This window comes from Octadecabacter arcticus 238 (genome assembly GCF_000155735.2).
Taxonomy (GTDB): Bacteria; Pseudomonadota; Alphaproteobacteria; order Rhodobacterales; family Rhodobacteraceae; genus Octadecabacter; species Octadecabacter arcticus.
In genome coordinates, this window is record NC_020908.1 from 220,900 (window position 1) to 241,348 (window position 20,449).

26 protein-coding genes are annotated in these 20,449 nt (G+C 55.3%); 15 read left to right on the forward strand and 11 right to left on the reverse strand.

Annotated elements, in window-relative coordinates:
- The first annotated feature begins 3 nt into the window (after nucleotides 1-3).
- From rnc to recO, 4 genes are read left to right on the forward strand one after another with little or no spacing between them, the layout of a single operon-like run.
- Nucleotides 4-693: a ribonuclease III gene (gene rnc / locus OA238_RS01155; RefSeq protein WP_015493728.1), complete on the forward strand. Its 690-nt coding sequence runs from the start codon at nucleotides 4-6 to the stop codon at nucleotides 691-693.
- Nucleotides 690-1,643, forward strand: coding sequence for a GTPase Era (gene era / locus OA238_RS01160; RefSeq protein WP_015493729.1), 954 nt, complete (start codon nucleotides 690-692; stop codon nucleotides 1,641-1,643). The genes rnc and era overlap by 4 nt, the downstream gene beginning before the upstream one ends.
- Nucleotides 1,644-1,680: 37 nt before the next feature.
- Nucleotides 1,681-2,013, forward strand: coding sequence for a DUF1491 family protein (locus tag OA238_RS01165; protein WP_015493730.1), 333 nt, complete (start codon nucleotides 1,681-1,683; stop codon nucleotides 2,011-2,013).
- A gap of 26 nt (nucleotides 2,014-2,039) precedes the next feature.
- A complete protein-coding gene (recO, locus tag OA238_RS01170; protein ID WP_015493731.1) occupies nucleotides 2,040-2,768 on the forward strand; it encodes a DNA repair protein RecO in 729 nt (242 codons plus the stop codon).
- Here the strand turns inward: recO and OA238_RS01175 are convergent.
- The gene (locus OA238_RS01175) at nucleotides 2,765-3,145 is read right to left on the reverse strand and encodes an META domain-containing protein (RefSeq protein ID WP_245581421.1); all 381 of its coding nucleotides are present in this window, start codon (nucleotides 3,143-3,145) and stop codon (nucleotides 2,765-2,767) included. The two genes, recO and OA238_RS01175, sit on opposite strands and share 4 nt — an antisense overlap.
- 110 nt (nucleotides 3,146-3,255) lie before the next feature.
- Between OA238_RS01175 and OA238_RS01180 the strand changes: the two genes are divergently transcribed.
- Nucleotides 3,256-3,438 carry a hypothetical protein gene (locus tag OA238_RS01180; RefSeq protein ID WP_044036052.1) on the forward strand — a complete coding sequence of 61 codons (183 nt, stop codon included), beginning with the start codon at nucleotides 3,256-3,258 and terminating at the stop codon, nucleotides 3,436-3,438.
- A gap of 24 nt (nucleotides 3,439-3,462) precedes the next feature.
- Nucleotides 3,463-3,864 carry a hypothetical protein gene (locus OA238_RS01185; protein WP_015493733.1) on the forward strand — a complete coding sequence of 134 codons (402 nt, stop codon included), beginning with the start codon at nucleotides 3,463-3,465 and terminating at the stop codon, nucleotides 3,862-3,864.
- A gap of 41 nt (nucleotides 3,865-3,905) precedes the next feature.
- Here the strand turns inward: OA238_RS01185 and OA238_RS01190 are convergent, their stop codons facing one another.
- Nucleotides 3,906-5,588, reverse strand: a complete 1,683-nt coding sequence (locus tag OA238_RS01190) for an acyl-CoA dehydrogenase family protein (RefSeq protein WP_015493734.1) — start codon at nucleotides 5,586-5,588, stop codon at nucleotides 3,906-3,908.
- Nucleotides 5,589-5,734: 146 nt separating this feature from the next.
- Between OA238_RS01190 and OA238_RS01195 the strand changes: the two genes are divergently transcribed.
- On the forward strand, nucleotides 5,735-6,502 hold the full coding sequence (locus tag OA238_RS01195; RefSeq protein ID WP_044036056.1) for a sulfite exporter TauE/SafE family protein: 768 nt from the start codon (nucleotides 5,735-5,737) through the stop codon (nucleotides 6,500-6,502).
- Here OA238_RS01195 and OA238_RS01200 read toward each other — a convergent pair.
- Both OA238_RS01200 and OA238_RS01205 read right to left on the reverse strand, forming a co-directional pair.
- Complete coding sequence (locus tag OA238_RS01200; RefSeq protein ID WP_015493736.1) at nucleotides 6,499-7,083, reverse strand: DUF3859 domain-containing protein; 585 nt, start codon at nucleotides 7,081-7,083, stop codon at nucleotides 6,499-6,501. The two genes, OA238_RS01195 and OA238_RS01200, sit on opposite strands and share 4 nt — an antisense overlap.
- 9 nt (nucleotides 7,084-7,092) lie before the next feature.
- On the reverse strand, nucleotides 7,093-8,703 hold the full coding sequence (locus OA238_RS01205) for a phosphoenolpyruvate carboxykinase (protein WP_015493737.1): 1,611 nt from the start codon (nucleotides 8,701-8,703) through the stop codon (nucleotides 7,093-7,095).
- Nucleotides 8,704-9,023: 320 nt separating this feature from the next.
- Between OA238_RS01205 and OA238_RS01210 the strand changes: the two genes are divergently transcribed.
- Genes OA238_RS01210 through OA238_RS01240 form a run of 7 tightly spaced genes read left to right on the forward strand, consistent with a single transcriptional unit; the run spans nucleotide 9,024 to nucleotide 14,441 of the window.
- Nucleotides 9,024-9,725: a response regulator transcription factor gene (locus OA238_RS01210; RefSeq protein ID WP_015493738.1), complete on the forward strand. Its 702-nt coding sequence runs from the start codon at nucleotides 9,024-9,026 to the stop codon at nucleotides 9,723-9,725.
- An 11-nt stretch (nucleotides 9,726-9,736) separates the two neighbouring features.
- Entirely contained in the window at nucleotides 9,737-11,476 is a 1,740-nt protein-coding gene (locus tag OA238_RS01215; RefSeq protein ID WP_015493739.1) for a sensor histidine kinase, read from the forward strand.
- Nucleotides 11,477-11,935: an HPr kinase/phosphorylase gene (locus OA238_RS01220; protein WP_015493740.1), complete on the forward strand. Its 459-nt coding sequence runs from the start codon at nucleotides 11,477-11,479 to the stop codon at nucleotides 11,933-11,935.
- Nucleotides 11,936-11,947: 12 nt separating this feature from the next.
- On the forward strand, nucleotides 11,948-12,835 hold the full coding sequence (rapZ, locus tag OA238_RS01225) for an RNase adapter RapZ (RefSeq protein ID WP_015493741.1): 888 nt from the start codon (nucleotides 11,948-11,950) through the stop codon (nucleotides 12,833-12,835).
- 22 nt (nucleotides 12,836-12,857) lie between these two features.
- Nucleotides 12,858-13,253: a PTS sugar transporter subunit IIA gene (locus tag OA238_RS01230; RefSeq protein ID WP_015493742.1), complete on the forward strand. Its 396-nt coding sequence runs from the start codon at nucleotides 12,858-12,860 to the stop codon at nucleotides 13,251-13,253.
- A gap of 9 nt (nucleotides 13,254-13,262) precedes the next feature.
- Nucleotides 13,263-13,532, forward strand: a complete 270-nt coding sequence (locus OA238_RS01235) for an HPr family phosphocarrier protein (RefSeq protein WP_015493743.1) — start codon at nucleotides 13,263-13,265, stop codon at nucleotides 13,530-13,532.
- Nucleotides 13,533-13,574: 42 nt separating this feature from the next.
- The gene (locus OA238_RS01240; RefSeq protein ID WP_015493744.1) at nucleotides 13,575-14,441 is read left to right on the forward strand and encodes a lysophospholipid acyltransferase family protein; all 867 of its coding nucleotides are present in this window, start codon (nucleotides 13,575-13,577) and stop codon (nucleotides 14,439-14,441) included.
- On the opposite strand, the gene OA238_RS01245 is transcribed toward OA238_RS01240, so the two are convergent.
- Nucleotides 14,438-15,313: a 3-hydroxybutyryl-CoA dehydrogenase gene (locus OA238_RS01245; protein WP_015493745.1), complete on the reverse strand. Its 876-nt coding sequence runs from the start codon at nucleotides 15,311-15,313 to the stop codon at nucleotides 14,438-14,440. The two genes, OA238_RS01240 and OA238_RS01245, sit on opposite strands and share 4 nt — an antisense overlap.
- Before the next feature lie 164 nt (nucleotides 15,314-15,477).
- On the opposite strand from OA238_RS01245, the gene OA238_RS01250 reads away from it, so the two are divergent.
- Nucleotides 15,478-16,296 carry a DUF6473 family protein gene (locus OA238_RS01250; protein WP_015493746.1) on the forward strand — a complete coding sequence of 273 codons (819 nt, stop codon included), beginning with the start codon at nucleotides 15,478-15,480 and terminating at the stop codon, nucleotides 16,294-16,296.
- Between the two features lie 75 nt (nucleotides 16,297-16,371).
- Here OA238_RS01250 and OA238_RS01255 read toward each other — a convergent pair whose 3' ends face one another.
- From OA238_RS01255 to OA238_RS01280, 6 genes are all read right to left on the reverse strand, one after another.
- Nucleotides 16,372-17,301: an electron transfer flavoprotein subunit alpha/FixB family protein gene (locus tag OA238_RS01255; RefSeq protein ID WP_015493747.1), complete on the reverse strand. Its 930-nt coding sequence runs from the start codon at nucleotides 17,299-17,301 to the stop codon at nucleotides 16,372-16,374.
- On the reverse strand, nucleotides 17,302-18,060 hold the full coding sequence (locus OA238_RS01260; RefSeq protein WP_015493748.1) for an electron transfer flavoprotein subunit beta/FixA family protein: 759 nt from the start codon (nucleotides 18,058-18,060) through the stop codon (nucleotides 17,302-17,304). It abuts the gene before it with no gap.
- Nucleotides 18,061-18,182: 122 nt separating this feature from the next.
- Complete coding sequence (locus tag OA238_RS01265) at nucleotides 18,183-18,755, reverse strand: cob(I)yrinic acid a,c-diamide adenosyltransferase (RefSeq protein WP_015493749.1); 573 nt, start codon at nucleotides 18,753-18,755, stop codon at nucleotides 18,183-18,185.
- Complete coding sequence (locus tag OA238_RS01270; protein WP_338042815.1) at nucleotides 18,755-18,961, reverse strand: twin transmembrane helix small protein; 207 nt, start codon at nucleotides 18,959-18,961, stop codon at nucleotides 18,755-18,757. Before OA238_RS01270 ends, OA238_RS01265 begins: the two co-directional genes overlap by 1 nt.
- A 57-nt stretch (nucleotides 18,962-19,018) precedes the next feature.
- Entirely contained in the window at nucleotides 19,019-19,846 is an 828-nt protein-coding gene (locus tag OA238_RS01275) for an SDR family NAD(P)-dependent oxidoreductase (protein WP_015493750.1), read from the reverse strand.
- A gap of 35 nt (nucleotides 19,847-19,881) precedes the next feature.
- A complete protein-coding gene (locus OA238_RS01280; RefSeq protein ID WP_015493751.1) occupies nucleotides 19,882-20,379 on the reverse strand; it encodes an SH3 domain-containing protein in 498 nt (165 codons plus the stop codon).
- Nucleotides 20,380-20,449: the final 70 nt, after the last annotated feature.

The window sequence follows — 20,449 nt, forward strand, 5'->3', positions numbered from 1 at the left end:
TTCATGAAACTGTCTGGCGCACTTCGCGACTTTCAAGACCGGATTGGCCACACCTTCGCCAAGCCTGAACACCTCATCCGCGCGGTGACCCATTCATCCATGTCGACGCCCAATCGTGATGACAATCAGCGGCTCGAATTTCTGGGCGATCGCGTCTTGGGTTTGGTCATGTCAGAGGCCCTGTTGCAGGCTGACGTAAATGCCCCCGAAGGCCTGTTGGCCCCACGTTTCAACGCGCTTGTGCGTAAAGAAACTTGTGCGGATGTGGCCCGTCAGATTGACCTTGGTGCCGTGTTGAAGCTTGGTCGATCCGAGATGCTGACAGGCGGGCGGCGCAAGGAAGCGCTCTTGGCTGACGCAATGGAAGCGGTGATTGCCGCAGTTTATATCGACGCCGGATTTGACGTTGCCCGCGAACGGGTTGTCGCCCTTTGGGGCGACCGGATTTCAAACGTTGAAGAAGACGCGCGTGATCCCAAGACGGCCCTGCAAGAATGGGCCCAAGGGCAAGGCGAACCGCCACCCAGCTATATCGAAACGGCACGGTCCGGCCCCGATCACGCGCCGATATTTACCATAGAAGTGCGTCTGCATTCAGGGGCCACTGACACGGCGACAGCGCCCAGCAAACGCCAAGCCGAACAAGCCGCCGCCAAGTCCCTATTGGACCGCGTACAAGGAGAGACGACGTGACCGAAGGCACCCCAGACACCCAATCAATCACCCCGGACGTAGCGGTGCAACGCGCCGGATTTGTCGCCCTGATCGGTGAACCCAACGCGGGTAAATCGACTTTGTTGAACCGTATGGTTGGCGCAAAAGTATCCATCGTCACCCACAAGGTTCAGACAACGCGCGCCCGTATCCGCGGCGTTGCGATTGAAGGCGACAGTCAGATCGTGTTCGTTGACACGCCCGGCCTGTTTCAGCCCAAACGCCGTCTGGACCGCGCAATGGTCGCCGCCGCATGGAGCGGGGTTTCTGACGCTGACGTGGTCGTGCTGATGATCGAAGCGCACCGTGGTATCACAAAGGGTGTCGAGGCGATTTTGGAACGCTTGGGCGATGTTGGCAAAGGCCGCACAATCGCGCTGGCAATCAACAAGATCGACCGCGTCGAAGCGCCGGTTTTGCTCGGCCTGACGAAAGAAATGAACGAACGCTTCGCGTTTGCCGAAACGTTCCTGATTTCTGCCGAAAAGGGCCACGGCGCTGGAACTTTGCGCACTTGGCTGGCTGAGCGGATGCCCGTCGAGCCGTGGTTGTACCCCGAAGATCAAATCGCCGATCTGCCCCTGCGCATGATCGCTGCTGAAATCACCCGCGAAAAGCTGACGCTGCGCCTGCATCAGGAATTGCCGTATCAACTCACTGTTGAGACAGAAAATTGGGAAGAGCGCAAAGACGGGTCCTGCAAGGTCGACCAGTTGGTCTATGTCATGCGTGATGGTCACAAGGGCATCGTGCTCGGCAACCGTGGTGAAACGATCAAGTCAGTCGGCCAAGCTGCCCGTGCGGAATTGGTGGAATTTCTGGGCCGCAAAGTTCATCTGTTTATACAGGTTAAAGTGCGTCCAAACTGGCTCGAAGATTCTGATCGGTATTCCGAAATGGGTCTTAATTTCAAAGACGGAAACGAATGACGGGCCTGACCAAAATTCCTAAATTTTGGTGCGACCTGTGAGCGCACGCCTGACGAGCGAATTCTGGGTGTCCGCCTATTTGACGCGGTTGCGACTTGTTGAAATCCCCGTGTTTGTGACCCGTAAGGGCGACAAAACGGCGGGGTCCGTGTTGGTTAAACTCAACACGCTCGACGGGCAGGCAAAGGCCTTCCAGCGCCAGTTTGACATGATGTCAGGGGAACGTGAATGGGTCGTTTTTGCCGAAGGGCCTGAGGCAGACGTTGACTCATCCCTGAGCAAACAAGCTGGATTTGATCCCGACATCTGGGTACTTGAGGTTGAAGACCGTGATGGCCGTCATTTGCTAGACGATCCTTCGCTTGCCTAAGATCGGCTCTCGCCTAGACTATACAGATGATTGAATGGCGCGATGAAGGGGCTTTGATACGGGTCCGCAAACACGGCGAAAGCTCCGCTATTATTGAGGTGTTTACCCCGTCGCGCGGCCTGACCGCTGGCATCGTGCGTGGCGGCACCAGCCGTAAGATCGCGCCAACGCTGCAACCGGGTGCGCAACTGGATGTGACGTGGAAAGCGCGGCTTGAAGATCACCTTGGCAGCTTTACTGTTGAACCCATCCGCAGTCGCACAGCCCAAGTCATGCAGGATCGACTGGCGCTGGCAGGGCTGAACGCAGTGACTGGGCTTTTGTCATTTCTGTTGCCAGATCGCGAAGCCCACGCACAGCTTTATGCCCGCACTATCCAATTGCTGGACCTGTTGGGCCAAAACGACGTCTGGCCGTTGGCCTATCTGCAATGGGAGATCGCATTGCTGGATGAAATGGGGTTCGGGATGGACTTGTCAGCCTGCGCTGTGTCCGGCCTGAACGACGATCTGTTCTATGTATCACCGCGAACGGGGCGTGCTGTGTCAAGATTGGCGGCTGGCGAGTGGGCGGATCGTTTGCTTCCGTTGCCGCATGTCTTGTTGGGCAAGGGCGACGCAGATCTCAACGAAATTGTTCTGGCGCTGCGTACCACGGGGCATTTCCTCAACAATCACCTCGCTAAATCGCTTGGTAATTTGCCAATCCCCGAAGCCCGTCAGCGGTTGATTGATGCGATGAAACGGCTGGCCTAGCGCGCCACGAACACCATCTGGCGGCCATCAGAATTGGACAGAATCAACGTGTCACCTGACGCTTCGGATAATGTCATGTCTTCGAGCGCCTCAAAGAATGCAGTTTCTGCCGCCATTTCTGGGCAGGCCATGCGGGTCGCCCCGATCCCATCAAGGCTGAACCACGGGTAGGGCACTGTCTGGGTCGCAAAATAGCGATTGTACGGGGCTTGGCCGACGACCTCTCCCGCCGAAGGAAATGTGATCGTGGCCCTTAAATTGATCGCCTCACCGTCGATTTCGACCAAATCATACTCAGCCGACGGATCGACGTAACCTGCAATGCTCTCATCGCCAGCACAGGTGTTGAGAAAGGCGAGGGGTATCAGGAGGGGCATTATTTTCAGCATGTCTGCAACATATGCATCCGTTTTGATCAAAAAAAGGGGGGCGAATCTTTGCGGATGCGTCAACCCGTGATTGTCTAGGCGTATAGTTGGAGGACGTAATGATTTTAGATTTTGTGTTAACCCTTTCACTCACCCTGCCGAATTCGGTTTCAGATGTCGGGCCACTGCTGACACAGATCGACTTTGTCGAACCTGTGCAGCAGGTCCTGACCTACCCGCCTGCGGGTGTTGAGAATCGGCTGTCGGGGCTGCAATTGCCGGATGGGCCGCTCACCGCGTAAGAAACCGATTTTCTGGCTGACACCGTGTTTTTCGGGGCTTTTGCGATCACCAAGGACTTTGGTTACGGGTTTGTCACGGGCGCGAATTCCCTTGAGGCTGCACGCGAAATTGCCATTGAAGAGTGCCTGAAACAGGGGCCGATCTGTTTAGTCTATGCTGAAATCCTGCCGCAGGGCTATGCGCCGCTTGAGGCCGGACAGATCAGTCTCGCCCCGGAAGCAGCGGGATATTTTGACAATCCAGACCCAACTTGGGGCAGTTTTCGCGCCATGGCGGTGAGCGAAGACGGTGCCTATTCAGTCGTTTGGGGCTATGGATCGCCAAGCGAAGCATCCGCTGCGGCGCTTTCAGATTGCGGCGAATTTGTCATTGATGATTTGCCGAACTTGCGTGAAATGCCCTGCATTTTGGTGCCGTTTAAATAGGCGGGTTGGGCCAATAATTTATTATTATTGGCCGAATTTCGTCACAAGATACGTCGGGCGATGACCTGCGCCTGAATTTCGGCAGCCCCTTCAAAGATGTTGAGGATCCGCGCGTCACACAGGATGCGGCTGACCTTATATTCCAAGGCAAATCCGTTGCCACCGTGAATTTGCAGCGCATTGTCCGCAGCCGCCCAAGCGACGCGCGCGCCAAGAAGTTTTGCCATGCCGGCTTCGACATCGCAGCGCCGACCTTCGTCCTTTTCGAACGCTGAAAAGTAGGTCAGTTGGCGTGCGATCATGATCTCGACCGCCATCATCGCCAGTTTGTTGGCGACGCGGGGAAATTCGATCAGGGATTTGCCGAACTGTTTGCGATCTTGCGCGTATTGCATCGCCACATCGAGGGCGGAACAGGCCACACCGATGGCACGCGCTGCCGTCTGGATGCGCGCGCTCTCGAATGTTTCCATAAGTTGCTTGAAGCCCTTGCCTTCTTCCCCGCCAAGCAGGTTCTCCCCCTTAACGTGGAAGTTATCGAACGCAAGTTCGTGTTCTTTCATGCCGCGATAGCCGAGGACTTCGATCTCGCCGCCGGTCATGCCTTCGGTCGGGAACGGGTGTGCATCATCGCCTGGTGTCTTCTCCGCGAGGAACATCGACAGGCCCTTATAATCCGACGAATCGGGATTGGTGCGCGCCAGAAGCGTCATCACATGGGTGCGCGATGCGTGAGTGATCCATGTCTTGTTGCCGGTGACGCGGTAATCGTCGCCGTCTTTCACGGCCCGTGCGCGCAGCGCGCCAAGGTCGGACCCCGTGTTAGGTTCGGTGAACACCGCGGTCGGCAGTTTTTCCGCACTCGCCAAGGCTGGAAGCCATTTTTGTTTCTGCTCTTCGGTGCCGCCTGCGATGATCAATTCGGCGGCAATTTCGGTGCGTGTGCCCAGAGATCCAACACCAATGTAGCCGCGCGACAATTCCTCGGAAACCACACACATTGATGCTTTGGACAGGCCAAGCCCGCCGTATTCTTCTGGAATTGTCAGACCGAACACGCCCATTTCAGCAAGCTCATCGATCACCGACGTCGGGATCAATTCGTCCTTGAGGTGCCATTCATGGGCAAACGGTTCTACCTTTTCGACAGCATAGCGGCGGAATTGTTCGCGGATCATGTCCAGTTCATCGTCAAGGCCGGTGGCCCCAACGGTGACTTCGGCGCTGCGTTCTTGCATCAGATCGACAAGGCGCAATCGCGCCGCTTGGGTGTTGGCGTGCTGGGTCAGCGCCTTAACGCTCGGCTCCATCATTATGCGCATCTGGTCTTGGGTCAGGCCGATGTCTTGCAGGCGCAAAATCTCACCCTGATTCATCGGGATGCCGCCATAAATCTGCCAGAGGTATTCGCCGAACGCGATCTGGTGGATCAGTTGTTCGACCTCACCGAATTTGCTGTCCGCCAGTAGTTTTTCTGCCCAGACCTGCATCTGTGCCAGTGCTTCGACATAGGTGGCGAGCCACGCCAGACCGTGGGCCGCAGTCTGTTCCGCCTCAACCAACGCGCCTGAGGCACGGCCATCGACCATTACTTTGTCGCGCACACAGTCTTTGGCGGTCTCTAGCAAGGCACGCAGCGGCGCGATGGTCGCAGCAGTTGTGGCCAGCAAGTCCGGTAAGACGGGCGTGGATTTGGCGTTCTGGTCATGTGCGTCACGGGGCATGGGTAAATCCTTGATTGTGCAGGTTCAGAAATATCGCCTTCGCAGTGGCGGCGCAATAATAATTCGCTAAAAACCTATCCAACGAACGAAAATGACTGGGTGGAATTGTCGTGCGGCCAGCGTCGACGCAGTGTATCCCACGCAATATGGATCACTTTCTTGGATTAGACAGCTTTTATTCCGTCGTTTTCGTTCTGGCCGTCGCAGTGCTTGCGGGATTGGTAAAGGGTGTCGTGGGCTTTGCAATGCCGATGATCTTTATTTCGGGTCTGACGCTGGTTCTGCCCCCCGAACAGGCGCTGGCCGCGCTAATCGTCCCAACACTGGTTACAAACGGGTGGCAGGCGCTGCGGCAGGGCATTGGCAATGCGATCCAAACTGTCGTTCAATTTCGTCCGTTTCTTGCGTGTGGTTTGGTGATGTTGGTAATCAGTGCGCAACTCGTCCGCGTTCTTGACGCGCGTGTCCTGTATGGATTGATCGGCGCGCCAGTCGCGCTGTTTGCAGCACTGCAATTGGCCGGATGGCACCCCAAATTGGCGCAGCGATCTGCTCGCATTGAGGCCGCAGTTGGCGGCGTCGCGGGCTTCATCGGCGGCATGTCCGGTATTTGGGGGCCGCCAACGGTTGGCTACCTGACGGCGATCGACACGCCCAAGCAGGAACAAATGCGGGCACAGGGCGTGATCTATGGATTGGCTGCCGTCGCACTTGCGGGTTCGCATATTCAGACAGGGGTCTTGCGGGCCGCTTCACTGCCTCTAACGCTCACGGTTTTGCCGTTCGCGCTGGTGGGCGTGTGGTTGGGATTTCGCATACAGGACCGCATTCCGCAGGCGGCATTTCGGTCTGTTACGCTGGTTGTTCTTGTTCTCGCGGGGGCGAATTTGCTGCGACGTGCGGTGTTTGGCTAGCTGAGCAGGTCAAGGTAGCCGCAAACACCCGCAAGGTCCGGCAGCGCGCTGGGTGACACGACGGTGAATGTGGTTTCGTAAAGAGTATCGCCGTCCCGACTGGCCGTCATAACCCACTCGCCCAAGGCCAGTTCATATCCATAATCAAACTGATAAAACGTAACACTGGGGGCGGTGCTTGATCCGATGTTACTTATAAAACTCTGTTGTGTAACACCACTGCCGCCGAGCGGCGGGTGCGTGATTGTCATCAAAACACCATCTTGACCAAATTCGGTCGCAAGGCCAGATCGAACCCCGAAACCGATTCCCAACACCGCTGGAACGATGCGTCCTTCGCTGACAAACGGTGGCGCGTCTTCAATGACATGGGTACTGCCCGCTAAGGTGTCCGGCGCATCACGCACCACGTTGCTCGCCTGTGCGCAGATCACCCCAGCCTCAAAGAAGCCAACCTCTGTTGAGACAAAGTCGTCTTCCTCCGCAGACGCCACGTTGCCCCAAGCCATGCCCGCCGCCAAAGTCGCTGCGAGGTACAGAGCAAAGGCGCTGCGCGTTCGTGTCAGGCACATCTTCTTCATGCTGGCAGCCTAGCCAATCGCGCAGGCTTTGACATCATCATCAATGAACGGGACGTATTGCGCGAAATTGTTGGCGAACATATTGACCAGTTTAGTGGCTTGCGTATCGTAGGCCGCCGCTTGACCAGCAGCCTCGCCCCAGGTGTCGCGTGGATTCAGAAGGACAGCATCCACGCCATCGCACGCCACGGGCACATCAAAGCCGAAATTTGCGTCTTTGCGGAATTGCCCTTCTACCAGCGTCCCATTCAGCGCGGCCGTCAACAAAGCGCGCGTTGCCTTAATCGGCATCCGCGATCCGGTGCCATAGGCGCCGCCGGTCCAACCGGTGTTGACGAGCCAGCAGGTCGCGCCATGGTTCGCGATCTTGGCGCGCATTAAATTGCCGTAGACTTCCGGGCGGCGTGGCATAAACGGCGCACCAAAACAGGTTGAAAACGTTGGCTCAGGTTCCGTCACTCCGCGCTCGGTGCCAGCAACCTTGGACGTAAAGCCGGACAAGAAGTGATACATGGCCTGCGCCGGTGTCAGCCGCGCAATCGGGGGCAGCACGCCGAACGCATCGCAGGTCAGCATGATTATGTTCTTGGGATGTCCGCCCAAGGCTGTGTCACTGGCGTTGGAAATGTAGTGGAGCGGGTAGGCGCAGCGCATGTTCGCGGTCAAGCTGTCGTCGTTGAAATCCAGCTCCAACGTCTCAGGATCGAACACCATATTCTCAATAACGGTGCCGGGCATCTGGGTTGTGGCGTAAATTTCGGGCTCTGCTTCGGGGTTCAGACCGATGGTCTTGGCGTAACAGCCACCCTCAAAGTTAAAAATCCCGCGATCCGACCAACCGTGTTCATCGTCACCGATCAAGGTGCGATTAGGGTCGGCGGACAACGTCGTCTTGCCAGTGCCGGACAATCCAAAGAACACGGCGCTATCGACAGGGTTGTCTTTGGCGTGGTTGGCAGAGCAATGCATTGGCATGATATTTTGCTCTGGCAGCAGGTAATTGAGCAGTGTGAAGACCGATTTCTTATTTTCGCCCGCGTATTCAGTACCTGCGATCAGGATCATCTTGCGATCAAAATTCATCGTGATGACCGTTTCGGACCGACAACCATGGCGTTCCGGATCAGCAAAGAAGCTTGGGCAGTTGATGACGGTCCAGTCGGGTGCAAAACCCGCAAGCTCAGCCGCCTCGGGGCGGCGCAGCATGTGGCGAATGAACAACCCGTGCCACGCCAGTTCTGTCACGACACGCACGTCCAAACGATGCGCTGGGTCAGATCCACCAAACAAATCCTGTACAAAATAGTCCTTGCCGCCCATGTGCACGACCAGATCATCATACAGACGATCAAACGCATCTGGGGTCATCTCGGCATTATTTTCCCACCAAATGGTGTCCTCTGTGGTGGCCGACCGCACGACGTGTTTGTCTTTCGGCGACCGGCCAGTGAATTTCCCAGTGGTCACAAGCAACGTGTCGCCTCTGCCTAGCTGGCCTTCGCCACGCTCCAGCGCCTGCGCGATCAAATCGTCTTCGGAGGAATTGTAATAGACCTGACCCAGCCCATTGATGTCCTGATCGGACAGCTTCATGGATGGGTTGACCGTGCCGTGGTCCATAGTCTTGCTCCTAGGTTTGAGAGGCGCTTAGGCCCCGTACACAACGATCTAACATGACGGTTTTGTGGGTTAACACCCGCCTTTGTCACAGTTAGCGCAATCAATTGCACGTTAGCGCCACCAAGGTGGAGAACCGCCCACCTAAGTTAGGCGCGGATGCAATAAGTGAGACATTTTAGTCATTGGTTACCGTATGTAGGGGTACAAAGAGATGTTCATTGCCCGCCTTTTGCAAATTTTGATTGATTCGCGCCCCCTAAATGTGACAAAAATTAGGCAAAAGTAGCCAGAAAAACACGAGCAGTATAAAGGGCAGCATTATGTCACGAATCGCACTTGTCGATGACGATCGGAATATTTTGACATCCGTACAGATCACACTCGAAGCCGAAGGCTTTGAGGTTGAAACCTGTGCTGATGGTCAACAGGCTCTGGATGCGTTCACCAAGCGCATGCCCGAATTGGCGGTTCTTGACATCAAGATGCCCCGCATGGATGGCATGGATTTGTTGCAGCGATTGCGCCAGAAAACATCAATGCCAGTAATTTTTCTGACATCCAAAGACGATGAGATTGACGAAGTTCTTGGTTTGCGCATGGGCGCGGATGACTACGTCAAAAAGCCCTTTAGCCAGCGCTTGTTGGTTGAGCGCATTCGCGCGCTGTTGCGCCGTCAGGATGCGATCTCGGGGGAGATCATTGAAGAAACTGAAGAAACCAAAGTCATGATCCGCGGCGATCTGACGATGGACCCTTTGCGACATGCGGTGAACTGGAAGGGCAATGATGTGTCCCTAACTGTAAACGAATTTTTGCTTTTGCAGGCGCTTGCTCAACGTCCCGGTTTTGTAAAGTCTCGCGATCAGTTGATGGATGTGGCATACGACGATCAAGTTTATGTCGACGACCGCACCATCGACAGCCATATCAAACGTCTGCGCAAGAAGATGCGGACGGCAGATGATGAATTTTCGGCGATCGAGACGCTTTATGGTATCGGCTACCGGTACAACGAAGATTAAGTAGGCATTCCATGACGGTTGCCCCAAAGATTGACGTAAGGGATCTAAAGTCTGTGCGCGACGCGGCGCACGGACACGATCAGGTCGTGCTTGGCAACGATTTTGTGGCACGCGCCGCGAATGGTGTGGCGGCACAGCGGCGCAAACGGCGCGGCATTTTTCACCTGCGTAAGTCACCGCTTGCACGCAAGATCATCACGTTCAATCTGTTGGGCCTGATCGTTCTGGTCGCAGGTGTGCTCTACCTTAACCCCGCACGCGACAATCTCGCCTATCAACGCGGCAGCGCGCTGGTCAACGAAGTTGAATTGATCGCGGACGTGTTTGAAGCGCAACTTCCAGTCAACGCCCCCGTCAATCTCATGAGCGGCGATGGTATGGACGCGCAAATCACGCTGGAAAACCTTGATCTTCGCGGCGGTATTGACGTGTACCTCCTCGATCCAAGCGGGACGCTTGTCCAAAAACGGTCCGATCCAAACCCGCAGGACGCACCTGTTCTTGGCCTTGAACTCGAAAGTCAGGGTGTTTTCCTTCCAAATGCGCTCAGCAGTTTGTTTCATAAGCTATCCAGCATTTTCGGCGCTGGCGACCAAGACGTGGCGCCGCTTGATCTCACGGCGGAACTGCAGGACGCGGTGCCTTTTACACTCGAAACCGGCACATGGATTGAAACAAAAGTGGACCCGCAAGGTCGATCCTACTTCAAAGTTTTGACGCCCGTTGTTCAACAAGGCGGCACGCCAGTCGGTGTTATCGCGCTGGTTTCCGCACCGGGTGAGCTTGACGCATTGGTTAGTCGTGACCGTGAACAGCTTTTGCAGATGTTTATTATTGGCATTATCGTGTCAATCGCCATGAGCCTTGCTTTGGCATCGACCATTGCCCATCCGCTGTCCGAACTGGCCCAAGCCGCCGAACTGGGACGCGACCGGAACGCGCGCAAAATGTCGCCACACCGCATTCACATTCCTGATTTGACAGGTCGCCCAGATGAAATTGGCCGTCTGTCGGGCGCCATTCGTGGCATGGTATCGGCCCTGTTTGAACGCATCGAAGGCAATGAACAATTTGCCGCTGATGTGGCGCATGAAATCAAAAACCCGTTGGCGTCGCTTCGATCCGCAGTCGGCACGCTGCGTAAAGTCACGCGCGAAGATCACCGCGAACGTATGCTTGAAGTGATTGAACATGACGTACAGCGACTGGACCGCCTTGTGAGCGATATTTCCAACGCGTCACGGCTTGATTCGGAGCTGGTCAAAGAAGAGGAAGAGGCGTTCAATCTGATCAATACACTTGGCAACCTGACCAAATTCCTTGGTAATCAAGCCAAGGAGCAGGGGGTTGATTTCATCTCAGATCTGCCAAAAGATCCGATTGAAATTATGGGTCTTGAAGGGCGTCTGGCGCAGGTTTTCGTTAATCTGATATCCAATGCGATTTCGTTCTGCGAAGAGGGCGATGCTATCCGTGTCTGGGCGCGAAAACGCGAAAACCGCGTTCTGATCGTCGTCGAAGATACTGGTCCCGGTATCCCGGAGGGCGCATTGCAAAAGGTATTCCAACGCTTTTACTCCGAACGACCCGAAACGCAATTTGGCGATAATTCAGGCCTTGGACTGGCGATTTCAAAACAGATCGTCGAAGCGCACGGTGGTGTTATCTGGGCTGAAAATATCCGCCCGACAGACGCCGACATCGGGTCAGAACCGCTTGGCGCGCGCTTTGTGGTTGGCCTTCCCGTCTAGATGCTGTCCGAGCCGCCCAAAATTGGGCCCGAAGGCCACCTGCAACTTCACGCAAGCACCGTTGTAATACACGGAAAAGCCGTTGCAATTGGTGGCCCGTCAGGGTCAGGAAAATCTACACTGGCGCTCAAACTTATGTCCCTTGGCGCGACCCTTTTGGCCGATGACATCACATGGCTAGAGGCAATACAGACCACCCTGATGGCCAGTTGCCCGCCAACCTTGTCCGGTCGCATCGAAGCGCGCGGCGTTGGCATCCTGAATGCCGTTCCTGCGCCAGCTGCACCGTTGCATCTGGTTGTCGATTTGGGCATCGATGAAGCCGCGCGATTGCCGGTCCGCAAGACGATCACTCTGCTTGGACATGACATCGCGCTGCTTCACACCGTCGCGACCCCCCATTTTGCCGATGTTATCCTGCACTATATGATGCATGGTCGGGCAGAACGACCTGTCTAGTCGAGGACCGAAATGAGCAACGACACTCCGAAACCGCAAAAACTGATCGTCGTAAGTGGCCCGTCCGGTGCGGGGCGATCCACAGCGATCAATGTGCTCGAAGACCTTGGGTTCGAAGCGATTGATAACGTTCCGCTGACGCTGATTCCGCGATTGACGGATGGTGAACTCACACGTCCGCTGGCGATTGGTTTGGACGTTCGCAACCGTGACTTCACCGTGTCTGGCGTTTCAGATTTGATGACACAGTTGCACCAACGGGCAGATATCGACGCACAATTGCTATTCCTTGAAGCAGGGGAAGACACTCTTGTTCGGCGTTATTCCGAAACGCGTCGCCGTCATCCGCTTGCCCCTGATGAACCAGCGATTCAAGGGATCAGGCGTGAAGCAGATTTGCTCACGCCGTTGCGCCAACAAGCGGAATTTCTTCTGGATACGTCTGACATGTCGCCACACGACCTTAAGGCGCACCTGACTGATTGGTTCGGGGATCGCGGCGCTGCGCTGTTCGGAATTAGCTTACAGTCGTTTTCGTACAAACGCGGAACCCCGAAAGGGGTGGATATGATGTTTGATTGCCGGTTTCTTAAGAATCCATACTGGGACTCGTCGCTGCGTGCATCAACCGGCCTCGATCCTGCTGTGGGGGCGTATATTGAAACGGACGCGCGGCTTGCAAAATTCTTGGCCAAGGTTGCAGATCTGCTTCTTATGCTGCTGCCCGCCTTCAGAGATGAGGGGAAATCCCATCTCAGCATTGGATTTGGCTGTACCGGTGGGCAACACCGATCCGTTTACGTAACCGAACAATTGGCCTTGGCCCTTGCGAAACAAAGTTGGCAGGTGTCTAAACGGCATCGAGAAATGGACCGGACTCGGATGAGTCCACTGCCGTAAGGCGGATCAACGGGTGGCGGATTTGATCGGAATTGTGATTGTTGCACATGGCGGGTTGGCGGCAGAGTACCTGTCGGCAGTAGAGCATGTTGTCGGCAAGCAGACCGGAATTCACGCCATCGCCATTGCACCCGATGATGATCGAAGCCTCAAACAAGATGAAATTTGCGATGCGGCCGATTCCGTAGATACCGGCGATGGCGTGGTGATTGTGACGGATATGTTTGGTGGGTCGCCGTCCAACCTGTCGCTACGGGCCTGTCGTCTCCAGAACCGTCGCATTTTATATGGTGCGAATCTTCCGATGCTCGTAAAGCTCGCCAAGTCGCGCAACAAGACCGTCATCGACGCCGTGAACGCGGCGCTGGATGCTGGACGAAAATATATCGACAGCCACGCTGTTGAATTGGACACCTAAGGGCAGAAAATGGCGCTACGCACCCTGAATATTACCAATATCAAAGGGTTGCACGCGCGCGCGTCTGCCAAGTTTGTCGAAACCGTTGAGAAATTTGACGCCCAAGCCGAAGCATCCAGAGATGGGATGTCTGCCGATGGCGACAGTATAATGGGGCTTTTGATGTTGGCAGCTTCCGTTGGAACCTCTATTGAGGTTGAAACAAAAGGCCCGCAGGCCGATCAGCTCATGGATGCGCTGGACGCACTTGTGGCCGACAAGTTCGGGGAAGGGGATTAGCGTCCCGCCCCTCGAAAGGCTAGGAAACTGCGCTTGACCGACATGTCGACAAGATCACAAACGTCGCGCGACGAGGCCGAGGTGCCGCGCGTCTATGATCGCCGTTCCCTTACGTATTCTGAAACCTTTGATAGCAACACAAAGCGTTGGTTTATCAAGGCAATGGAATGGATGACCGGCAAGATTACGATCGTGCGCCGCATCCGCGCCTTTGAAAAAAGTGGACAACCCTCCGGTCAGGCGTTCTGGCCTGCCACCATGAAGGTCATGGGAATAGATGTCCAAACCCCGCTAAACCAGCTTGAAAACATCCCCGAAAAGGGTCCTGTGATGTTCGTTGCGAACCATCCTCATGGTTTGATTGATGGCATGATTTTGGCGGACTTGATTGGCCGCCGCCGCAATGACTATCGCATTCTGACGCGGTCCTTGTTGACGGGAATCGACGAAACGGCGTCGAGTTACATGATTCCGGTTCCGTTTGTGCACCAAGTGGATGCGCAAGAAAAAATGATCGAAATGCGGGCGAAATCGATGGAACATCTGGGCAATGGCGGGCTCATCGCGCTGTTCCCGTCCGGAGTTGTTGCATCATCCAAAACGATGTGGGGGCCCGCCATCGAAGAAGAATGGAACGTTTTTACCGCTAAAATGATCCGTCGATCTGGCGCCACGGTCGTTCCGTGTTTTTTTCCAGGCAGCAACTCGCGGGCCTATCAAATTGCCAACCAGATAAGCGCGACGCTGCGTCAGGGTTTGTTGATCCACGAAATCGCCCATGCCCTCGACAAGCCGCAAAGCCCAATCATCGGCAAGCCGATCACACCCGAAGAAGTCGCAGAACGAGGCGATGATCCACGGGCGTTTATGGCGTGGCTGCGCGAACACACCTTGGCGCTGAAAAACTAGCGCGTGGGAACCGGAACCTCACCGCGATAATCATAAAATCCGCGATCTGTTTTACGACCCAACCAGCCAGCTTCGACGTATTTTGTCAGCAGCGGGCAGGGGCGGTATTTGGTATCCGCCAGCCCATCGTGCAGCACGTTCATAATCGCCAGACAGGTGTCCAGACCGATGAAATCTGCAAGTTCCAGCGGGCCCATTGGATGGTTCGCGCCGAGTTTCAGTGATGTATCAATGGATAAAACACCGCCGACACCTTCGTAAAGCGCATAGACAGCTTCGTTGATCATCGGCATCAGGATGCGGTTAACGATGAAGGCCGGAAAATCTTCGGCTGTGGCGGATGTTTTCCCAAGCCGATCAACCACACCTTTGCAGGCATCATACGTCGGCACATCCGTCGCGATGCCGCGGATCAATTCGACCAGTTGCATGATCGGGACGGGGTTCATGAAATGAAACCCCATGAATTTTTCAGGTCGGTCCGTACGGGATGCAAGCCGTGTGATTGAAATCGATGATGTATTGGACGTCAGAATCGTATCTGGCGTTAGATGCGGCAGCAGATCCTCGAAAATCGCCTGCTTGACGGTTTCGCGTTCGGTCGCGGCTTCGATCACCAAATCGGTGGGACCAAGATCCTTCAATTTCAATGTCGTGTCGATGCGGCGCAGGCCTTCGTCTTTGTCGGCTGCCGTGATCAGGCCCTTGGACACTTGGCGGTCCATGTTGCCGGATACTTTTTGAACAGCAGTGGCAAGGGCGTCTTCGCTGACGTCTGTTAATAACACGTCATAGCCTGCCAAAGCGCAGACATGCGCGATGCCGCTTCCCATCTGCCCTGCGCCCACGACGCCGATCCGTTCAATGCCCATTTTTGTCAGCCCTGTGTTGCTTGGTGTCACCATAGGCGTGCGCAGGGACACTCTCAAGCGCAGCAAATCGCAACAAGTTTAGTCTATTGCACACTTTAGGGATTTAGCAACAGAATCGGCAGAATGTGGGCCGTGGTGAGTGTAAATTAAGAAGGGTGGGACCCATGAAGACCGATATGATTCCGAGGGGCGTTTTACGCCTAACGCCGTGCAACTATGGCCTGTCGAAACTACCGTTTCGTGGACCACGACGACCAACAGATGGCCGCTACGTTGCCTTTCTTGGCGGATCAGAGACGTTTGGAAAATACATTCCAAAACCGTTTCCAGACCATGTCGAAACCGAAATTGGTGAGGTTTGTTTGAACCTTGGCTGTCAGTCAGCCGGACCAGATGCATTCTTGCACGACACAGCGATCCAATCGTTGTGTTACGATGCGGCTGCAACTGTGATCCAGTTACCCGGCGCGACGGGCCTTAGTAATGCATTCTACAAGGTGCATCCGCGCCGCAATGACCGCTTTATTGCTCCGACAGACAAACTGATCGCGCTTTATCCTGAAATTGATTTTGCTGAGATTTCTTTCACAGGGCATCTGATTGCGCGGTTGTGTGCCGTGGACGGTGATCGCTTTGAACTGGTCCGTAAGCAGCTTGCGGTGACCTGGACACGGCGCATGAAATCGCTCGTCGGGCAGGCCAACGGGCCGGTTATACTGCTGTGGCTTGCATCACGGGCACCGCAGGATGTCAGCACTGGCATTCGCTCAGCCAGTCACCCCGCGTTTGTGAACCGTAAAATGATCGAGGGTCTGCGCCCCTACGTCAGCAATATCATCGAAGTTGTTGCAGAACGCGGAAGGCTAGACGGTATGCAGTTTGCCCCGCTCGACGCGCTCGCGGCACAGGGAATGCTAGGGGTCGCAGCGCATGAGGCTGCGGCGAAAGCATTGCGCAGGCCACTGATCCGCGCGCTTGGCTGAAATCTACCTCAACCAAAAAAGGCCCGCCGATTGGCGGGCCTTTCAATCTAAATAGCCATTCCAGACTAATGCGACCTAGCCGAGCTTTTCAGTCAACTCTGGCACAGCATCAAACAAGTCGGCAACGAGGCCGAAATCAGCGACCTGAAAGATCGGAGCCTCTTCGTCTTTGTTGATCGCGACGATAACCTTAGAATCTTTCATGCCGGCCAAGTGCTGGATCGCACCGGAAATACCAACGGCAACATATAGATCAGGTGCAACGACTTTACCGGTCTGACCAACTTGCCAATCGTTCGGGGCATAACCGGAATCGACCGCAGCACGGGACGCACCAACGGCAGCACCCAGTTTATCGGCCAAGCCTTCGATCAGTTTGAAATCATCCTCGGAGCCAACGCCACGACCACCGGACACAACGATCCCTGCGGACGTCAGTTCAGGGCGATCAGACGTTGCGACCTTGTCTTCGACCCATTCAGACAGGCCGGAATTGCCAGCGCTTGCAATTTCTTCAACGGTTGCAGAACCACCCATCCCAGCGGCATCAAACGTCGCCGTGCGGATCGTCATGACCTTTGTCGCATCTGTTGATTTTACAGTTTGCAACGCGTTGCCTGCATAGATTGGACGCACGAAAGTGTCGGCGTCAACCACTTCAACCACCTCGGAAATGATCATCACATCGAGCATCGCCGCAGCACGTGGCATGATGTTCTTGGACGCGGCGGTTGAGGGCGCAACAATGTGGGAATAATCGCCCGCCAACGATACGATCATATCGGCCATTGGTTCGGCCAAATCATGGCCATAGGCGTCGTCGGATACACACAGAACTTTGGACACGCCGTCCAATTTGGCGGCCTCTGCTGCCGCACCTTGGCAACCGGATCCGGCGCACAAAACGGTGACGTCACCCAATGACTTTGCAGCCGTCAGCGCCTTTGCCGTGGCATCCACAGACAATTCACCATTCACAACTTCAGCAATTAAAAGAACAGCCATTTAAACAGCCCCCACTTCTTTGAGTTTCTCGATTAACTCATCAACTGAACCAACCATGATACCAGCGGCGCGGGTTTCAGGTTCTGCAGTTCCGACAATGGTCAGACGCGGTGTCACATCGACGCCGTAATCGCCCGGTGTTTTTTCATCCATCGGCTTTTTCTTGGCCTTCATGATGTTGGGCAGCGATGCATAACGTGGCTCATTCAAACGCAGATCAACCGTGATGATCGCAGGCATCTTCAGCTTGATCGTCTGCAAGCCGCCGTCCACTTCGCGGGTGACTGTGGCCGTGTCGCCATCGACTTCAAGTTCGGATGCAAATGTGCCCTGCGCCCAACCTGTCAACGCAGCCAGCATCTGGCCCGTCGCATTCATGTCGTTGTCGATCGCTTGCTTACCGGCCAATACGATGCCTGGCTTTTCCTCGTCGATGATACCCTTAAGAATCTTCGCAACAGCAAGCGGTTCAATGTCGTTGTGCACGTCGTCGGTCGCAATGACCAAAATCGCGCGATCAGCCCCCATTGCCAGTGCAGTGCGCAGGGTCTCTTGGGATTGCCTAACACCGATAGACACGGCGATGACTTCGTCAGCCTTGCCAGCTTCCTTCAGACGGATCGCTTGTTCGACAGCGATTTCGTCAAACGGATTCATCGACATTTTAACATTCGCCAGATCAACACCGGTTCCGTCCGCTTTGACACGAACTTTCACGTTATAATCAATGACGCGTTTGACGGGTACGAGGACCTTCATCGGTGGTTTCTCCCAGGTTGGATTCTATTGTCTAGAAGTTGGTAGCGTGGCTGACATGATCAAAACAGCACAAAATCGACCCGTAAGCGCCATGTGACGCCAAGTTTTTTGCCGATAGCGGCCTAACGGTTCGCGCCCGGAACCCACAACACATCACCTTTGCCGTCATTGTTGGCAATACGTGAGGCGTTGAAGAACCAATCAGACAGGCGATTCAAATACTTCACCGCTGACGCGTTCACCGTTTCCACGGTGGCCAATTCCACTGACAGCCGCTCGGCGCGCCGCGAAACGGTGCGGCAAAGGTGCAGATGTGCGGCCAATGCTGACCCGCCGGGCAGAATAAAGCTGCGCAAGGGCGACAGCACATCATTCATCGCGTCGATTTCATGTTCGAGCCGCGTAACCTGCGTATCGGTCATCCGGAGCGGGGGATATTCAGCGTTGGCGTCTTTTTCCATGTCGGGACGGCACAAATCCGCACCCAGATCGAACAGATCATTTTGTATCATCGCCAATTGCGCGTCCATGTCATCGCTTGCGTGCAGTCGGGCCAGACCAACCGTCGCATTGGTTTCATCAACCGTGCCATATGCTGTCACGCGCTTTGAATGTTTCGCCACACGGCTGCCGTTACCCAACGCCGTTTCGCCGCCGTCGCCGGTCTTTGTGTAAATCTTGTTTAGAACGACCATCAATTGCCCCCCATGGATCGGAAATAGGCGAAGCCTACGATTAAAATGACGGCCACGAATTGTGCCGCGATGCGCAACTGCATAATCTTGTTTGACTTCTTGCCGTCGCCGCCTGCCTGAAACGATGACAAGCCCCAAGCCAGAACACCCGCCACAACAAGGCACGCGATTATGATCATATAGAAGAACGAATTGTCAGTCATCATCTCGGCTCCTTTATATTTTGATGCGACAGGTAGCAGGCGATGCGCAAAAGGGAAGGGTCAGCCCCTGCGCAACACACGATCCAGGCCGCGTGACGTCAGGATTCGCCGTAAAAAACCCATCAGGTAGGTTGGGGTTGTGACATAATATCGCGGCTTAGGGTTACGGTGTGTGACAGCCCTGAGCAGCTTTGCAGTCACCGCAGAGGCGGGCAATTCAAATTTATCTGGCCCGCTGTCTTCGTACAAACGTCTCCGCAGGCCTGATTCGTATTGCGCACGTCGGGGTGAATTTTCCCAATCGACCCACTTCTCAAAGTGCGGGATCGATTTTTTGCGGATCTCGGAGGTCACTGGCCCTGGTTCGATCGTGATGATCTTGATGTTGGTATCTGCCATCTCAAGCCGCAGCGTGTCCGTTAGCCCCTCAAGCGCAAATTTTGTCGCGACGTAGGCCGCACGCCAGCGCATCGCGACCAGCCCGAGAACCGATGAATTTTGCACAATCCGTCCATGGCCTTGGGCGCGCATGACGGGAATGACGCGGATTGTCAGATCATGAACGCCGAACACGTTCGTTTCGAAAATCTCGCGCAGCGCAGCGCGCGGCAGGTCTTCAACGGCGCCGGGGGTGCCAAATGCGCCGTTGTTGAACAAGGCGTCAAGTGTTCCACCCGTTGCGGCCAACACCTGCGCCAGTCCGGTCTTAATGCTGGCAGAAACGGCGTAGTCAATCAGCGGCGCGTCGAACCCTTCGGCCTTGAGCCGGTCACAGTCGACCTGCTGGCGGCACGACGCAAAAACGCGCCAGCCTGCGGCGCGCATCCCGTGGGCTGCGTCATAGCCGATGCCCGACGAACAGCCAGTGATGAGAATGGATTGTGTCATGCGCAGTTGATGCCCGCTGCGGGGGGCGGCGGCAATCAGGTTTCTGGATCGCTCAGCAGACGTTCGGCCATCCACCCCTCAATGCCGCGATCCACAGTGCTGACATTCGCCCAACCGTCGGCATCAACGTCCAGCACTTCAATCTTGGTGCCGCCATCCAGCGTGGTGATCACTTCAAATCCGGTGCCAGGCCCCATGTGCAAGTTCACGCGCGATCCGGCGACTGCTCGGATGTCCAATTCTGGTTCCACAACGGTCTCAACCACCGCGATAACGTCCGGCTCTACGGTATCAAGCGCCACCACTAGCGCGACCGCTCGCAAAACGTCCGCATCGGAAACCTCGGGCTGGGCGACAGTGTTGGATGATGAAACAGACATCAGCGTTGCGGTGTCAGCACGGGCAACGATTTCAGGTACTTCCAGTTCGACAGCCGCGACCTGATGTTCATTTGGCGCAAAGTCCGAACCGTCCGACATTTCGTAGTAGATCCAACCCATAAGGGCGAGTGTTAGCCATACATAGCGTTTCATAATCGCGAACCCCCAGAGATTCTGATACTGTTTACGCGACAACTATACCAAATCCGCGGTGTTCCGTCAG

What these genes read in the sequence shown, in the direction of transcription:
- OA238_RS01255 (WP_015493747.1), bottom strand. Translation starts at nt 17,301, where the DNA reads ATGGCTGTTCTTTTAATTGCTGAAGTTGTGAATGGTGAATTGTCTGTG.
- OA238_RS01220 (WP_015493740.1), top strand. Translation starts at nt 11,477, where the DNA reads ATGCTGTCCGAGCCGCCCAAAATTGGGCCCGAAGGCCACCTGCAACTT.
- rapZ (WP_015493741.1), top strand. Translation starts at nt 11,948, where the DNA reads ATGAGCAACGACACTCCGAAACCGCAAAAACTGATCGTCGTAAGTGGC.
- rnc (WP_015493728.1), top strand. Translation starts at nt 4, where the DNA reads ATGAAACTGTCTGGCGCACTTCGCGACTTTCAAGACCGGATTGGCCAC.
- OA238_RS01240 (WP_015493744.1), top strand. Translation starts at nt 13,575, where the DNA reads ATGTCGACAAGATCACAAACGTCGCGCGACGAGGCCGAGGTGCCGCGC.
- OA238_RS01235 (WP_015493743.1), top strand. Translation starts at nt 13,263, where the DNA reads ATGGCGCTACGCACCCTGAATATTACCAATATCAAAGGGTTGCACGCG.
- OA238_RS01205 (WP_015493737.1), bottom strand. Translation starts at nt 8,703, where the DNA reads ATGGACCACGGCACGGTCAACCCATCCATGAAGCTGTCCGATCAGGAC.
- OA238_RS01200 (WP_015493736.1), bottom strand. Translation starts at nt 7,083, where the DNA reads ATGAAGAAGATGTGCCTGACACGAACGCGCAGCGCCTTTGCTCTGTAC.
- OA238_RS01265 (WP_015493749.1), bottom strand. Translation starts at nt 18,755, where the DNA reads ATGGTCGTTCTAAACAAGATTTACACAAAGACCGGCGACGGCGGCGAA.
- OA238_RS01260 (WP_015493748.1), bottom strand. Translation starts at nt 18,060, where the DNA reads ATGAAGGTCCTCGTACCCGTCAAACGCGTCATTGATTATAACGTGAAA.
- OA238_RS01275 (WP_015493750.1), bottom strand. Translation starts at nt 19,846, where the DNA reads ATGACACAATCCATTCTCATCACTGGCTGTTCGTCGGGCATCGGCTAT.
- recO (WP_015493731.1), top strand. Translation starts at nt 2,040, where the DNA reads ATGATTGAATGGCGCGATGAAGGGGCTTTGATACGGGTCCGCAAACAC.
- OA238_RS01210 (WP_015493738.1), top strand. Translation starts at nt 9,024, where the DNA reads ATGTCACGAATCGCACTTGTCGATGACGATCGGAATATTTTGACATCC.
- OA238_RS01245 (WP_015493745.1), bottom strand. Translation starts at nt 15,313, where the DNA reads ATGGGCATTGAACGGATCGGCGTCGTGGGCGCAGGGCAGATGGGAAGC.
- OA238_RS01175 (WP_245581421.1), bottom strand. Translation starts at nt 3,145, where the DNA reads ATGCCCCTCCTGATACCCCTCGCCTTTCTCAACACCTGTGCTGGCGAT.
- OA238_RS01180 (WP_044036052.1), top strand. Translation starts at nt 3,256, where the DNA reads ATGATTTTAGATTTTGTGTTAACCCTTTCACTCACCCTGCCGAATTCG.
- OA238_RS01280 (WP_015493751.1), bottom strand. Translation starts at nt 20,379, where the DNA reads ATGAAACGCTATGTATGGCTAACACTCGCCCTTATGGGTTGGATCTAC.
- OA238_RS01270 (WP_338042815.1), bottom strand. Translation starts at nt 18,961, where the DNA reads ATGATGACTGACAATTCGTTCTTCTATATGATCATAATCGCGTGCCTT.
- OA238_RS01190 (WP_015493734.1), bottom strand. Translation starts at nt 5,588, where the DNA reads ATGCCCCGTGACGCACATGACCAGAACGCCAAATCCACGCCCGTCTTA.
- OA238_RS01195 (WP_044036056.1), top strand. Translation starts at nt 5,735, where the DNA reads ATGGATCACTTTCTTGGATTAGACAGCTTTTATTCCGTCGTTTTCGTT.
- OA238_RS01215 (WP_015493739.1), top strand. Translation starts at nt 9,737, where the DNA reads ATGACGGTTGCCCCAAAGATTGACGTAAGGGATCTAAAGTCTGTGCGC.
- OA238_RS01250 (WP_015493746.1), top strand. Translation starts at nt 15,478, where the DNA reads ATGAAGACCGATATGATTCCGAGGGGCGTTTTACGCCTAACGCCGTGC.